The following is a 14,448-nucleotide window of genomic DNA, read 5'->3' on the forward strand; positions in this document are numbered from 1 at the left end:
CGCCTTTAAAAGGCTAGCCAGAGACACGTTGTTTGATCAGGAGTTTTGAATGAAAGTCGTTGTTGCCTCTCAAAATCCGGTCAAGGTGAATGCGACGCTTGAGGCGTTCAGGGCTCAGTTTCCGGCTGATGACATTGAGCTGGTTTCTGCAAGTGTTCCTTCTGGTGTTTCTGATCAGCCAATGAGTGATGAGGAAACGCGTCAAGGTGCTGTGGTGCGTGCTGAGAACGCTTTGGAAGCGCAAGCTGATGCGGACTTTGGTGTGGGGCTGGAAGGCGGTATCTGTGAGTTGCACGGAATTGCCTACACGTTTGCGTGGATGGTGGTGATTTCGCGCGAAGGGCAGATTTCTGCCAGCCGTTCCATGCTGCTGCCGCTACCAGAGAAAGTCATGCAGTTGGTGCGCTCAGGAATGGAGCTTGGGCACGCTATTGATGAGATTTATGGCACTGATAACATCAAGCAAAAGGCTGGTGCAGTTGGGTTGCTGACCGGTGGTCGTCTAACGCGGACTTCGACCTATGTAGATACTCTCTTTTGTGCGCTGCTGCCGTTCAGATCTCCAGCATTTAGAGATGCTTAGCAGGTGTTGCTGAGAGTTTGAATCTGGAGCTTCATAATCTGATTCAAGTTCGCTTGTATGACTTTGAGAGGGTGTTTGGGTTACACCTTGCAGCGATCCCATTGTTTTAGGTAGGTTTCCCATCTGGCGGTGGCGTTGCGGTCTTTTCGTTTAACTGTCGCTGCATCTTTGGAGTTGTATCCCATAATGTAGTTTGGTTCATAAGTGGGGGGACCTGCTGCGACTATTGCTTGGCACATCTCAGTTCCATGCTCGTCCCATACTTTTTTCATGCTCAGTTTGGTGGCTTTGTATTTTTCTTCACCATAGTACATGGCAAGCGGCAGCTCTAAGTAGTGGGCAGAAGTAAGGCCTCTTGGATCATGATGCAGATCAGCTTTCTGGCTGATACGTGTTGCATCGAAGCGGGCTCTTGTGATTGCAAAGGCCATTAGCTCAGCGGCGTGTTTTTCCTCCCCTTCATTAAGGCAGGAAAGAACCCCACTCATAAGCTTTCCAGGCGGGATAGTTGTGGAGGTATTGGAAATTGTGATGCAGCCGGGGCCACTGGCCATCCACTCTTTAAAGTCGGGGTGCAAGGACAATTCTGAACGATTACCCTGGGAACTTGGTTCTGCCTTTTTTGTCGCTGGCGCGATTACGGCCTCTGATTTTGGCTTTTCAGGCGTCTCAGCACAGGCACTAATAAGAAGCAGACTGGCAATAACAATCACAGGATTTCGCAAAGTCCTCTCCATCTGCTGAGAGGGCTTTGCGCATTGCTTCGCAGCCCTCTTATGTTGAACTTCCATCGAATTTGTTGGTTCTCGGGAAGCCGTTTGGTGGTAGGCGTCCGGCTTGACCGCGGTCGCCGCGCCAGTCTTGCATTTCTTCCAGAGTGCGCTTGAAGGTGCGACCAGATGCATCTGTCCATGTCAGGCCTTCTTCTGAGCTGAAGGTTTTGATATCGGAGATGCCGCCATCTCTGTAGCGCTGCAGGCGCACACCTCGACCGCGCGTCATGACTGCGATTTGCGCAAGCGGGAAGGTGAGGAGTTTTCTGTTGTGGCCAATGACCGCGACATAGTCTCCCATAGCCGGCACGCACAGGACAGCCTTTGCCGGGGCTGTCACGTTGAGTACCTGTTTCCCTTTGCGGGTGTTGGCGATCACATCCTTTTCCTGAACTACAAAACCATATGCTCCATCGGTGCACATGAGGAGTTTGCGCTCAGGGTCATGTACGAAGGCGCTGATGATTTCTTGCGTCTCATCCATATCCAGCATCAGGCGGATTGGTTCACCGTGGCCGCGGCCGCCCGGCAGCTTATCTGCGCCGAGGGTATAGAATTTACCACCGCTGGTGAAGATCAGGATCTTGCTGGTGGTTTCTGCATGGATAGACAGGTGTAGCTGATCGCCTTGCTTGAAGGTGAGAGTGCTCACGTCCTGTACATGGCCCTTAAGCGTTCTGATCCAGCCTTTTTCTGAGATAACAACCGTGATCGGTTCTTTCTCAATCATGGCTTGGTGGATCTCTTCCAGATCGTGGTCCGTTGCGGTGCTGAAGTCTGTTCTGCGCTTGCCGATTTCTGTCTCAGGGCCATAGGCCTTGCCGATCTCGCCGACTTGCTTGGAAACGCGGTTCCACTGTTTCTTGTCGGAGGCGAGGAGAGCTTCCAGACCTGATTTTTCTTTAGAGAGTTTGTCGTGTTCTTTCCTGATCTCGAACTCTTCGAGCTTGCGCAAGGAGCGCAGGCGCATGTTCAAGATGGCTTCTGCCTGAACGTCTGTCAGCTCAAACGCGCGAATGAGAGACGCCTTGGCATCATCTTCTTCGCGGATGATGCGGATGACTTCATCAATGTTCAGGTAGGCAATGAGGTAGCCTTCCAGAACTTCCAGACGGTGGTTGATCTGGTCAAGCCTGTGATTGGAGCGTCGGACCAGGACCTCTTTCTGGTGCTCGAGCCACTCCTGCAGGACTTCCTTCAGGTTCATGACCTTTGGCACAACGCCTTTGGACAGAACGTTCATGTTCAGCGAGAATCTGTTTTCCAGATCCGTCAGCTTGAACAGGGAGGCCATGAGGAGTTCAGGGTCAACGTTTTTGTTGCGTGGCACCAGAACCACGCGCACGTCTTCAGCGGACTCATCGCGAACATCATCCAGCAATGGCAGTTTGCGTGCCATGAGGAGTTCTGCGATTTTCTCGATCAGACGGGACTTCTGAACGACGTATGGAATCTCTGTAACAACGATGTTGTAGGTGCCGCGTTGTCCTTCCTCTTTGTGCCATTTCGCACGTGTTCGGAAGCTGCCGCGGCCAGTCTTGTAGGCTTCCACTATGGAGCCCTGATCGTTGACAATGGTGCCGCCGGTTGGGAAATCCGGGCCCTTGATGTGCTCAAGAAGCTCTTCGATTTCCGCATCCGGTTTGGAAATCAGAAGCTGGCAGGCGTTGCAGAGTTCATAGGCATTGTGCGGGGGTATGGATGTTGCCATGCCCACTGCGATGCCTGTGGAGCCGTTTGCCAGAAGGTTCGGGAAGCTGCCGGGAAGAACGACTGGTTCGGAATCCAGACCGTCGTAAGTTTCACGGAAGTCGACAGCGTTCTCGTTGAGGCCATCCAGAATGCGGGTGGCCACGTCGGTCATGCGGGCTTCTGTGTAACGCATCGCAGCAGCGCTATCGCCGTCGATGTTACCGAAGTTGCCTTGACCATCCACCATCGGGTAGCGAACGGAGAAATCCTGTGCGAGACGGACAAGGGCGTCGTAGATGGCGGCGTCACCGTGCGGGTGATATTTACCCATGACGTCACCGACAACACGCGCGCACTTTTTAAAGCCCTGATTTGGATCGAGCTTTAAAAGGCGCATGCCATACAAAATCCGTCGGTGCACCGGCTTCAGGCCATCGCGTACATCTGGCAGTGCGCGATGCATGATGGTTGTCAGAGCGTAGCTGAGGTAGCGCTCTTCCAGTGCATCTTTAAGATTGATTGTTTCCGGGCCATCATGGCCGATCACTTCCTGTCCCATGACACTTGGTTATCGTTCTTGGCTTGTTCTGTCCATGCTAACGCACCGTTCTACCTATGAAATCCTCAGAAAACAGCGCTTTTTCAAGGTTTAATCCTGTGTAGTGGGCATGCGTTTTGCGACTCACTGCGGTGATTACTTAGAGCACGTCACGTTCATTGGCATTCACGCATCATGCTCGATCATTTTTGATGGAGCGAATTCTCGCCAATCGACCGCAACTAGCAGAGGCAACAGGTGGTTTCGATTATTACTCAGATTTGCAGCGGTGGTTTAAGCCGACCTGATTTTTGCTCGGCTATCCTAGAGCGTGCACATGGCAGGATGTTGTCGCTGTTTGGGAGATAACATGTTGAATGACTGGAGGTTATAGTGAGGAAGCAAAGCTTGGCGTTGAAAGGTCTTATGGCGGTGTTTGGAGTCGTGGCAATCACGGCTTGTAGCCATGCTGCGGATCATGGGAGAACAGCTCAGGGTGCATCTGATCAGCAAGCGCCATCTTTGGAAGGCACAGGGCAGGGCACGGTCATTGAAGCGCCCGGTGTGCTTCGCAGCTGGTATCAGCCTCCACCAGAGGATCAGCACCCTTATGTGCCGCCGCCCAAGAAACGTTACATCCCGCTGGGAGGAGATAGTACTGGTCCGGTGATTGTTTTGCCGGGTGGGAATGGGCCGCAATCTGATTGATAGGCTTGGTGTGGCTTCGTTTCAGTCGGGCAGGTCTGCGAAGTCTTTTTTGAGCGCGGTTACATAATTGTCTCGCGCAGGAGGCCATGCAATGCTGCGCGGCTCATAGATGTATTTGAACAGGAAATAGCCGGTGAGTGAGAACCCTGCTTCCATATCCCCCTTCGAGATTTGAATGTTTTGGGAGAGCCGTGACTCGGGCGCTTTAAGGAACTCTGGCAGTGTGAGGAGCTTGGTAGCGTAAGGTTGTCCGGCTGTTTTGCAAACCGCTCGGCCTGATTTAGGTGAAACCCAGATCAACTCGTCAGTGACGCCAGTGGCTGCGCATTCTGAGAGGTCCAGACCGAAGCCGAGCTCATTGAGCAGTTCCAGCTCAAAGCGGAGCACGAGGGCTGCACCAATTCGAGGGTCTTCCAGATGATCGAGAATGACGTCCAGCGCGTGAAACAGGTTGGGATGTGGATCGCGCTCGGGAAGAAGGCGGACTTGCGCACACAGGCTTTGCAGGCCGTGAATGGCTCTCGCAGTTTGCATGAGGTGGGCGGCGCGTAATTGCAGGGGCTCAACTGTGAAAAAGCCCAGATGTTCATCCAGCCTCGCGCGCCAAGTGAGATTGAGATGATTGCCCAGTTGCAGGGCAGGTTGCTGGCGACGTGATCTGCCGCCGCGCACCAAGCCCAGGCAGCGGCCTTTGTCCGGTGTCAGAACTTCAAGCAGGATGTTGTTCTCACCCTGCTTGCGCGTTCCAATGACGATGCCTTCTGCCTGCCACTGCATAATTGTGCTCATTAAGCGCAGCGTATCCTTGTCCGAAAACCGGATCCGCTTTTCGGGGATACGCTAGTGTGGGAAGTCCAATCCCATGTTGCGATAGCGTTCTGGATCATCGGACCAGTTTTCACGCACTTTCACAAACACAAAGAGATGGATTGTGGTCTCAAAGGCTTCTGTGAGCTCTTCACGTGCAGCTTTTGAGATCGCTTTGATGGTCTGACCGTTCTTGCCCAGCACAATTGACTTTTGACTGTCGCGTTCAACGAAGATTGTCTGCTCGATACGGATGGAGCCATCTTTCTTATCTTCCCACTTATCGGTCTCGACAGTGGAGATGTAAGGCAGCTCTTCATGAAGGCGCAGGTAAAGTTTCTCGCGGGTGATCTCAGCGGCCAACATACGCAGTGGGATGTCAGAGGCCTGGTCTTCCGGATAAAGCCATGGGCCTTTTGGCATCTGATCAGAGAAGTACTTCAGGATGTCCTTTGTACCGGAACCATTGATAGCAGAGACCATGAAGGTCTGATCAAACTTAGTGTACTCGTTGGCTTTTGCCGCAAGTGCCAGAAGCTGGTCGCGCTTGGTGATGTCGATCTTGTTGAGGATCAGAACTTTCGGGAGTTTGATGTGCTCCAATTCGTTCAAAATACGCTCTACAGATTCATTGATGCCTTTCTTGGCGTCAATGAGAACGGCAACGACATCAGCGTCTTTCGCGCCGCCCCATGCAGTGTCGACCATGGCACGGTCAAGACGGCGTTTCGGGCGGAAGATGCCCGGTGTGTCAACGAAGATAACCTGGCTGTCGTCTTCAATCGCAACACCGCGAACGATTGCGCGTGTTGTCTGCACCTTGTGGGTGACGATTGAAACCTTCGTGCCAACCAACTGGTTCAGCAGCGTCGACTTGCCCGCATTTGGCGCACCAATCAACGCGACAAAGCCAGCGCGTGTGTTTTCGTTGAGTTTGCCGAGGTTGAAGTTCATACCCTCTGGCAGGTCATTGTTGTTGTTTTCGTCGTTCATTTAAGACCTATTCGCTCCACACGCCTTCGCGGCGCAGGATGTTCTCGGCAGCGGACTGTTCTGCAATGCGCTTTGAGCTTCCGACGGCTTCGCCGGGACCAACGCCTTCCACATTCACGCGGATCTTGAAGATCGGGGCATGGTCTGGGCCGCTGCGAGAGACTGTTTCGTATAACGGAGTAGGGCGTCCTTTGGACTGTGCCCACTCCTGAAGAGTTGTTTTGGCGTCTCGCAATGGACCTGTGTAAGATACCATTCTTACAGCAAAATAGCGTTTGATGAAGCTCTCGGCTTCGTCAAATCCGCTATCAAGGTAAATTGCTGCAATCAGGCTCTCGCACATGTCTGCAAGAATTGCTGTTTTAGATCGTCCACCAGTATGTGCTTCAGCTTCGCCGACGCGCATATGCTGGCCAATGTCGATGACCTTGGAAACTTCAGCGCATGTCTCGCGCTTTACAAGTTGGTTCAGGCGCCGAGCAAGTTCCCCTTCATCTGCTTTAGGGAAATTTTCTTCCAGCATCGTCGCAATTGCAAGGCCGAGCACTCGATCGCCCAAAAACTCAAGGCGCTGGTAGCTCTGCAGGGAAGCCTTTGCAACCGGAAGGGCACTGGCATGTGTCAAAGCACGAACAAGGAGTTCCTTGTTCGTGAACTTGTAGCCGATGCGCTCTTCCAGAGCTGCGTCTGATACCGGTCTTTTTCTTCTGCTCATAATTCCGGCTAATTCCTTCAAAGACTGCTTTGCAGACTTTCTGAAGCAGTTTGTGTCACTAACTGTATCACTCAAACTGCTTCAAGTGTGGTTGGGCGTAGTTTTTTCCGTAAACCGGAGGCCGTTGCAGGCGCTACGCTTTAGAGTACGTCGCCAAGGCGATCCCAGCGAACGGTCCAAGGCCATTTCCAGAACATCCATGCAGGCTGGTCGTCTTCAATGGAGAAGAAGATGATTTCAGCGCGTCCGATAAAGTTCTCGAATGGGACGTAGCCCACTTCGGAAAGAACGCGGCTGTCCTGCGAATTATCCCGGTTGTCGCCCATCATGAAATAGCGATCTGCTGGTACGTGATAGACGGGTGTGTTGTCCAGAGAGCCATTGGTCGTGATATCAAGGGTCTGGTAGCTTATGCCATTTGGCAGTGTTTCGATATAACGCGGGATCTTGTGAATGTTCCCATAAGCGTCTTTTTCGATGTAATCGTCAATGCGCTTGCGCTCAACAGCATTGCCATTGATGTGCAAAATGCCATTGATCATCTGAATTTCATCGCCAGGCAAGCCAACCACACGCTTAATATAATCGGTGGAATTGTCTTTTGGCAGTTTGAAAACGGCAATGTCGCCGCGCTCTGGAGGGGAACTCCAGACACGTCCGTCAAATGGTGCCAGTCCAAATGGGAAGGAGTACTTTGAGTAGCCATAGCTGTACTTAGAGACAAACAGGTAGTCGCCAATCAGCAAAGTATCTTTCATGGAGCCCGAAGGAATAAAAAATGGCTGAAAAAGAAATGTTCTAACAACCAGAGCGAGTAGCAGAGCTTGAGCGATGACCTTAATGGTCTCATATACGCCGCCTTCCTGCTCCTTTTCTTTGGATTGGCTCATGTTCATCCTTCGTGGTAAGAGAATACTCGCTTGGCCCGATGCCCATCACTTAATTAGTGCGAGTCAGTCTCCTGACAATAATATTCACATAGGTGGATCTCTTAGCGGTTCAAGGCCACTTCTGCAATCCAGTTCATTTACGTTTTCACGGCTCTAGACCCGGCCAGTCCTCTGGCCATGCCGAAATAACGACAAATGCCTGTGCCAGCGGGTAATCATCCGTAATTGTAAGGTCAATTCGTGGCACAAAGCCTTTTGGCACAAGTTTATCCAGTCTTTCTTTCGCGCCGCCGGACAGTTGCAGGGTCGGTTTGCCGCTCGGCAGGTTTACGACACCCATCTCTTTCCAGGCAACGCCCATTGAAAGACCTGTGCCCAAGGCCTTGGAACAGGCTTCTTTGGCGGCAAAACGTTTCGCATAGGTTGCAGCCTTGTTGGCACGACTTTCTGCTTTTGCCCGCTCAACATCTGTGAAGACGCGTTTTGTAAAGCGATCAGGAAAACGGGAGAGTGTTTTCTCTATTCTTCGAATGTCGCTCAGGTCACTGCCAATGCCAATAATCATCTCTGCCTCGTTGTGTGACGGATATATTGGCGCGTGAGCGCGAAACTCACAAGCCTTCTGAATAAGTTGTTGTGGTGCAAATCTTTTCAAGGAAACAACTCGTGTTTCCTGCTGGTCCGCTCAGTGTTGGAGTGCCGGTCCGGCGATCCCGTTTATTTTTCCTGAGCGACATTTTTGCTTTTTTTTGCCAGCTTTCTTTTTAAGCGAAAACGATGTGCTCTGGCTTTCTGGTAAGTAGAAACCGAGCCCAGAACAATAAAATAGAAAAAGACACCAGCGGCCAGACCGAGCGGGATTGAGCCAATCAACATAGGTTTTAAGATTGGCCAGATTGAATCCAGCGATTGAGACAGCATGGAATGATCCAGCTTGCCACCTAAATCCGGAAGGGGCTTGTCTTCCAGATCCATAATATAGAGACCGACCTTGTAGGTGCTGGCCCAGATAAACGGGAAGGTGAGTGGATTGCCTACGGCTGTGCCTAATGCCGCGGCAAGCATGTTGCCGCGCAGAATATAGGCCAAGACAAAGCTGAGAATAAAATGAAAACCGAGGAATGGCGTGAAAGAAGCAGCGGCGCCTGCGGCAAAGCCTGCTGCAATCTTTCTTGGGCTGGCTGAAAGGCGGAGAACCCGTTTTGTTAAGTACCTGAAAGAGCGAGACCAACTGTGACGCGGCCAAACAGCCACGCGGATACGTTCTATTCTTGTTGGTTTATCCCGCCGTTTAAAAATCATTTCGGTTCAAGTACTTTGCTTATTTTCAATCGCGCCAGTTAAACGGCTCGATTGGGGTTGTTTCTATAGCCGGTATCTCAGCGAGTTCTTTTGGTACATTCTCGGCTGCATACACCGGTCGTTTTAAAGGAGCAAGAGATATTAGCGGTACTCCTAAGTCCGTATCGTCAAGACTCCTGTCGATAAAACAACCAATACCTACGGTGTTAATGCTCAGTGACTGCAGCGCTTCAATTGTGGAAAGGCATAGGTGACCTGTTCCTACAACATCCTGAACTATAAATACATTTGACTTTGGAGGGATGGTTGCCGGTCCGGTGGTGAGGTAGCCGCCTTCGCGGCGAAGCCAGAGGGCACTCTTCTGCATGATTCTTGCAGTTTGCAGTGCGACGATCAAGCCACCTAAGCTGGGGGCAACGAAATGGGAGAAGTTGAGGAGTTGGTGAGCGGCAATTTTTTTCACCAGTTCGGAGGCGAGGGTTTCAACCTTATCCGGGTATTCCAGCAGCTTTTGTCGTTGCAGGTAAGCTGAGCCGTGCCAGCCTGAAGGAAGGATGAAGTGACCTTCCTTCAGGGCTTTTGTTTCTCTGAAAACGTCCAGGACTGCATTGGGCCCCATGGGTTTTCCTCTTGTTTTCAGCAGCTAGCCGTTCACCCTTTGCGCTTCTGAAACGTTGGGTTTGGCACGCAGCTGGTTCAGGATCAGATTCAGGTGCTTCAAATCCCATACCTCAAGATCAATTAGCATCTCGTGAAAATCGGAGGCTTTGCGGATCATTTTGATATTATCAATGTTACCGCGGTGATCGCCGATGACCTTAGTGATTGCTGCCAGTGAGCCGGGTTCGTTGACCGCGAATACGCTGATCTGTGCCGGGAAACGCTCCGGTGCATTGGGGTCGATGTCCCAGCGCACGTCGAGCCAACGCTCAGGCTGATCGTCGAATTCCTTCAGATCCGGTGACTGGATCGGGTAGATGGTGATACCAACGCCGGGTGTCAGGATGCCGACGATGCGGTCTCCTGGTACTGCGCCGCCACTTGGGGCAAAGCGCACAGGGAGTGAGCCGGAGACGCTGGTGCGGATCGGCAGAGAGCCGTTCTTGGAACTCTCCTGAGATCCTTCCGGAATCTTGAACTTGACCGAGCTGCCTTTGTCCAGATCGAACCAGCCCTCTGAGGCTGAGCCTGCTGCGGGTGGTGCACTTGGGTTGCGGTCAGCTGTTTGTGCTGGTGCGTAGTCTGGATATGCAACTTCCAAAATTGCGCTTGCTTGTACATCTCCGCGACCCACGGCGACGAGCAAGTCGAGCGTGGTTTCCATGGTGAACTTCTTGATGTGTGCTTCAAGAGCTGCTTCGTCGAAGTCCTTACCTGCATGGGAGAAGGCACGTTCAAGGATGTGCTTGCCAAGTCCGCCATATTGCTGGCGTGCGGAAGCTTTGGTTGCCTTGCGAATTGCAGAGCGTGCCTTGCCTGTGACAGCAATGTTTTCCCAGGCCGGAGGAGGGGTCTGTGCTTGTGAGCGGACGACGTCAACTTCATCGCCGTTGGTCAGTTCAGTGACCAGCGAAGAGATGCGTCCGTTGATTTTACAGCCCACGCAGGTGTTGCCGATATCCGTGTGAACGGCGTAGGCGAAATCGATTGGGGTTGCTCCGCGTGGCAGTGCGATCAAGCGGCCTTTTGGTGTGAAGCAGAAGACCTGGTCGTGGAAGAGTTCAAGCTTGGTGTGCTCGAGAAATTCTTCCGGGGATTCCCCTTGCGCTAGCAGGTCAATGGTGCCGCGCAGCCAGCCATAGGCGCGGGATTCAGCCGTCATGGACTGAATGTTGCGGCCACCGGTGACGCCGTCTTTGTAGAGCGCGTGTGCTGCGATGCCGTTTTCAGCGATGCGGTGCATGGCTTGGGTGCGGATCTGCAGCTCTACACGCTGACGCTTCGGTCCAACCACGGTTGTGTGTATGGAGCGATAGTCGTTCTGCTTTGGCGTCGAGATGTAATCTTTGAAGCGGCCCGGTACACATGGCCAAGCCGTATGGATTACGCCCAGTACACGGTAGCAGTCTTCTGGTGTTGGCACGATTGCGCGAAAGCCGTAGATATCGGAGAGCTGTTCGAAGCCGAGAGACTTTTCTTCCATCTTACGAAAGATGGAGTAGGCGCGCTTTTCGCGTCCACTGATCTTGGCTGTGATGCCTTGTTCGGCGAGGCGCTGCGTCAGGTCCTCTTCAATGTCCGTGATCAGGCTTTCGTTCTTGCCGTGCAGAGTTGCCAGGCGTTCACGAATGGTATCGCGGGCATCGGGATAGAGTGTCTCGAAAGAGATGTCTTCCAGCTCATCGCGAATGTCCTGCATACCCATGCGGCCAGCAAGAGGCGCATAGATTTCCATGGTTTCTTCAGCTATGCGGAGGCGTTTGTCTTCGCGCATGTGGTGAAGTGTGCGCATGTTGTGCAGGCGATCAGCCAGCTTCACGAGGAGGACGCGGACATCATCAGCAATCGCAAGCAGGAGCTTGCGGAAGTTCTCGGCCTGTTTTGCTTTTCTGGAAACCAGATCCAGGCGCTGGATCTTAGTAAGCCCCTCTACGAGCTTGCCGATCTCTTCGCCAAACATGCGATCAATCTCGGCACGCGTGGCATCGGTGTCCTCAATGGTGTCGTGAAGAAGAGCGACAGCAATGGTTGCGTCGTCAAGCTTCAGATCCGTGAGGATTGCAGCAACTTCAAGAGGGTGGGAAATATAAGGATCCCCAGAGGCGCGGGTCTGGGTACCATGCTTTTGCATGGCATAAACATATGCCTTGTTGAGCAGTGCTTCATCCGCATTGGGATTATAGCTGGTTACTTTCTCAACAAGTTCGTATTGACGCATCATTTTCGGGCGGCCGCTTCACTTTAAAAATAAGCTAGGGCCGGACCTGAAAATGCGAGGCGCCGGCCCGGCCGACGCCGACATCTTGCAAAGGGCGATTAGTAGTCGTCGGAACGTTCCGGCGGTACCAAGCCTTCAAGCCCCTTAAGCAGGTCTTCTTCAGTAATACTGTCAAATTCTACTTCTGAATCATCAACGGCATTAATCTGAAGCTGCTGTGGGTCACTTGGAACCATTGGAGCTGTTTCAGCTTCTGGTTCATCAACTTCAACGAACTTCTGTAGTGAGTGAATGAGATCTTCTTTAAGATCTTCAGGGCTCACTGTTTCTTCAGCAATCTCGCGAAGTGCGCAGACCGGATTTTTATCATTGTCGCGGTCGATTGTCAGTGGAGAACCACTTGAAATCATCCGGGCGCGATGGCTGGCAAGTAGAACCAGCTCGAACCGGTTTTCAACCTTGTCGACGCAATCTTCGACGGTCACACGTGCCATTCGATCACTCCATAATATCTGGGAATTCAGAGGCCACTCATAGAATGCTTCTTGTTGCAAGGCAAGAGCCGTTTCTGCATTTTTTGTGCAACTCCTTTACATCTTATTATGTGGGGAGCGTTTTTCCATCTTTCAGCTGCTTAAGATTAGGCCATAGAAAAATTGGGGCTTTAGGTCTATCGCGCATGATTTTAGTTTAAATACTATTGTGAAGAGATGTTTTAGTGTGCAGTGCTGCGTCGGATTAGTTTTTTATTACAGCTTCTTCTGGGGGAATGAATTTTCAAATCTGCAACTCCTGAATGCTATTCAAGATGTGAATTGTACACTGGAATTGGAATAGATGAAAAAAAATAACATAAGAGATTAACCCATTTAGGGACCTAGATTTTCTTGGGATGCACTAGATCCGAAAAAACAAGGAAACCTTGTTTCTATTGGAACCTTTAGTATCTATATCCGGTGGTTTGTTTCTAAGCTAACTTGGATCTATAATATAAACTGGGAATATTTAGTGGGTTCCTGTTAATTTATGCAAGATGACATCTGTAAATTTCATTCATCTTGTTTTAGTTTCTGGCCGGTGAATCGAACCGCATTGGTCCAATATTAACTAGGCCAATGCAATATATATGCTGAGGGGCAAGGTTTTATGTTTGTCCGTAACGAATGCGTATTCGATTTAACGTAGAGTGCAACCGGGTCAATTAGAATGGCATACATTCTAGGCATGTCACGACAGCAAACAGGCATGCCCAGAAAGTGATTGCTTATAACAAGTTACTGACTTACGCGTCTGTGCAGCGGAAAGGCTAAAAATAATATGTTTGATCCCCGCGAAAAGATTGCTTTATTCATTGATGGAGCGAACCTTTATTCGACAGCGAAAGCTATTGGCTTCGATATCGATTACAAGCGTCTCTTGAAAGAATTCCAATCAAAGGGCTACCTGCTACGCGCTTACTATTACACAGCGTTGGTGGAAGAGCAGGAGTATTCCTCCATTCGACCTCTGATCGATTGGCTGGACTACAATGGCTATAAAGTTGTTACCAAACCTGTAAAGGAATTCGTGGATTCTGCAGGACGTCGCAAAATTAAGGGCAATATGGACATCGAGCTGGCTGTAGACGCCATGCAGCTTATTGACCATGTTGACCATATTGTACTGTTCTCTGGTGATGGTGACTTCCGTTCTCTGGTTGAGGCGCTGCAGCGTCGTGGCCGTAAAGTTTCTGTTGTTTCTACACTTCAGACGCAACCTCCAATGATTGCTGATGACCTGCGCCGTCAGGCTGATCACTTCATTGAATTGTCTACGCTGATGCAGCGTGTTGGACGTGACCCAAGTGAACGTCCACCTCGTGTTGAAGAAGAGGATGATGAGATCGGAGATGACGACTACTAAGGTTCGTCACGGTATCGAAAGTTTGCAGAAGCCGGGGAGAGAGTGTGCACTCTGTTCCCGGCTTGTTGCGTATAGGGAGGAGTTGCGCGCGCTTCATCCTGACTGGCACAATGCGCCGGTGCTGGATTTTGGTCCAGTTGATGCCTCTCTTATTGTTGTTGGGTTGGCGCCTGGGCACAAAGGGGGGAACCGTACGGGTATTCCATTCTTTGGTGATTTTTCAGGTGAGATGCTGAATGGTGCGCTGACGGCGAGTGGTTTTGCTGCTTACAAGAATGAGGCGGAGCCTGAGCTCGGGATCGAGCCGATTGATGTGCGCATTACCAATGTGGTGAAGTGCATGCCGCCGAAGAATGCGCCGAAGCCTGCTGAGATCCGGATGTGTCGCGAATTCTTTCTGGATTCTCTGTTGGTTAGTGATACGACGAGGGTTGTTGTGGCTGTGGGGCGGACGGCACATGAAGAGCTGCTCAAAGCCTTTGAGCTGAGGCTTCGTGACTACCCTTTTGCGCATGCTTGTGAAATTCAGCTTACGCCTTCTCTCAGAATGTTTTCCAGCTTCCATTGTTCGCAGTACAACGTAAACACGCGGCGTATTACTGCTGAAGAGTTTACGTCGGTATTCCTGCGCGTTCAGGACTATCTGAAATCTCTTCAGATTTGAGAG

15 protein-coding genes are annotated in these 14,448 nt (G+C 51.3%); 4 read left to right on the forward strand and 11 right to left on the reverse strand.

Annotation, left to right across the window (positions count from 1 at the left end; all coding sequences use genetic code 11):
• The first annotated feature begins 49 nt into the window (after nucleotides 1-49).
• A complete protein-coding gene (yjjX, locus tag PsAD5_RS07190; RefSeq protein ID WP_063291603.1) occupies nucleotides 50-583 on the forward strand; it encodes an inosine/xanthosine triphosphatase in 534 nt (177 codons plus the stop codon).
• 80 nt (nucleotides 584-663) lie between these two features.
• On the opposite strand, the gene PsAD5_RS07195 is transcribed toward yjjX, so the two are convergent.
• A complete protein-coding gene (locus PsAD5_RS07195) occupies nucleotides 664-1,308 on the reverse strand; it encodes a hypothetical protein (RefSeq protein ID WP_153040797.1) in 645 nt (214 codons plus the stop codon).
• A 49-nt stretch (nucleotides 1,309-1,357) separates the two neighbouring features.
• A complete protein-coding gene (gene parC / locus PsAD5_RS07200; protein WP_057464275.1) occupies nucleotides 1,358-3,607 on the reverse strand; it encodes a DNA topoisomerase IV subunit A in 2,250 nt (749 codons plus the stop codon).
• A gap of 372 nt (nucleotides 3,608-3,979) precedes the next feature.
• Between parC and PsAD5_RS07205 the strand changes: the two genes are divergently transcribed.
• The gene (locus tag PsAD5_RS07205; protein ID WP_208981947.1) at nucleotides 3,980-4,294 is read left to right on the forward strand and encodes a hypothetical protein; all 315 of its coding nucleotides are present in this window, start codon (nucleotides 3,980-3,982) and stop codon (nucleotides 4,292-4,294) included.
• A 21-nt stretch (nucleotides 4,295-4,315) separates the two neighbouring features.
• Here the strand turns inward: PsAD5_RS07205 and recO are convergent, their stop codons facing one another.
• The 9 genes from recO to rpoZ form a co-directional block, all read right to left on the reverse strand.
• Nucleotides 4,316-5,071 (reverse strand): DNA repair protein RecO, encoded by a 756-nt coding sequence (gene recO / locus PsAD5_RS07210; RefSeq protein WP_063291605.1) that lies wholly within the window; start codon nucleotides 5,069-5,071, stop codon nucleotides 4,316-4,318.
• Nucleotides 5,072-5,134: 63 nt separating this feature from the next.
• Nucleotides 5,135-6,055, reverse strand: coding sequence for a GTPase Era (era, locus tag PsAD5_RS07215; protein WP_063289384.1), 921 nt, complete (start codon nucleotides 6,053-6,055; stop codon nucleotides 5,135-5,137).
• A gap of 46 nt (nucleotides 6,056-6,101) precedes the next feature.
• Entirely contained in the window at nucleotides 6,102-6,809 is a 708-nt protein-coding gene (gene rnc / locus PsAD5_RS07220; protein ID WP_057464278.1) for a ribonuclease III, read from the reverse strand.
• A 140-nt stretch (nucleotides 6,810-6,949) separates the two neighbouring features.
• Nucleotides 6,950-7,699, reverse strand: a complete 750-nt coding sequence (lepB, locus tag PsAD5_RS07225; RefSeq protein WP_084404500.1) for a signal peptidase I — start codon at nucleotides 7,697-7,699, stop codon at nucleotides 6,950-6,952.
• Between the two features lie 145 nt (nucleotides 7,700-7,844).
• Entirely contained in the window at nucleotides 7,845-8,264 is a 420-nt protein-coding gene (gene acpS / locus PsAD5_RS07230; protein ID WP_057464280.1) for a holo-ACP synthase, read from the reverse strand.
• A gap of 152 nt (nucleotides 8,265-8,416) precedes the next feature.
• Entirely contained in the window at nucleotides 8,417-9,001 is a 585-nt protein-coding gene (locus tag PsAD5_RS07235; RefSeq protein WP_057464281.1) for a DUF2062 domain-containing protein, read from the reverse strand.
• A gap of 25 nt (nucleotides 9,002-9,026) precedes the next feature.
• A complete protein-coding gene (locus PsAD5_RS07240) occupies nucleotides 9,027-9,620 on the reverse strand; it encodes a hypothetical protein (RefSeq protein WP_057464282.1) in 594 nt (197 codons plus the stop codon).
• Between the two features lie 24 nt (nucleotides 9,621-9,644).
• Entirely contained in the window at nucleotides 9,645-11,882 is a 2,238-nt protein-coding gene (locus PsAD5_RS07245; protein ID WP_063291607.1) for a RelA/SpoT family protein, read from the reverse strand.
• A gap of 95 nt (nucleotides 11,883-11,977) precedes the next feature.
• Nucleotides 11,978-12,373, reverse strand: coding sequence for a DNA-directed RNA polymerase subunit omega (gene rpoZ / locus PsAD5_RS07250; RefSeq protein ID WP_057464283.1), 396 nt, complete (start codon nucleotides 12,371-12,373; stop codon nucleotides 11,978-11,980).
• 823 nt (nucleotides 12,374-13,196) lie between these two features.
• On the opposite strand from rpoZ, the gene PsAD5_RS07255 reads away from it, so the two are divergent.
• Nucleotides 13,197-13,781: a LabA-like NYN domain-containing protein gene (locus PsAD5_RS07255; RefSeq protein ID WP_057464284.1), complete on the forward strand. Its 585-nt coding sequence runs from the start codon at nucleotides 13,197-13,199 to the stop codon at nucleotides 13,779-13,781.
• Nucleotides 13,768-14,445, forward strand: a complete 678-nt coding sequence (locus PsAD5_RS07260) for a uracil-DNA glycosylase (protein ID WP_208988531.1) — start codon at nucleotides 13,768-13,770, stop codon at nucleotides 14,443-14,445. Before PsAD5_RS07255 ends, PsAD5_RS07260 begins: the two co-directional genes overlap by 14 nt.
• Nucleotides 14,446-14,448 lie beyond the last annotated feature (3 nt).

It is taken from the genome of Pseudovibrio sp. Ad5 (assembly GCF_001623095.1).
Lineage (GTDB): Bacteria > Pseudomonadota > Alphaproteobacteria > Rhizobiales > Stappiaceae > Pseudovibrio.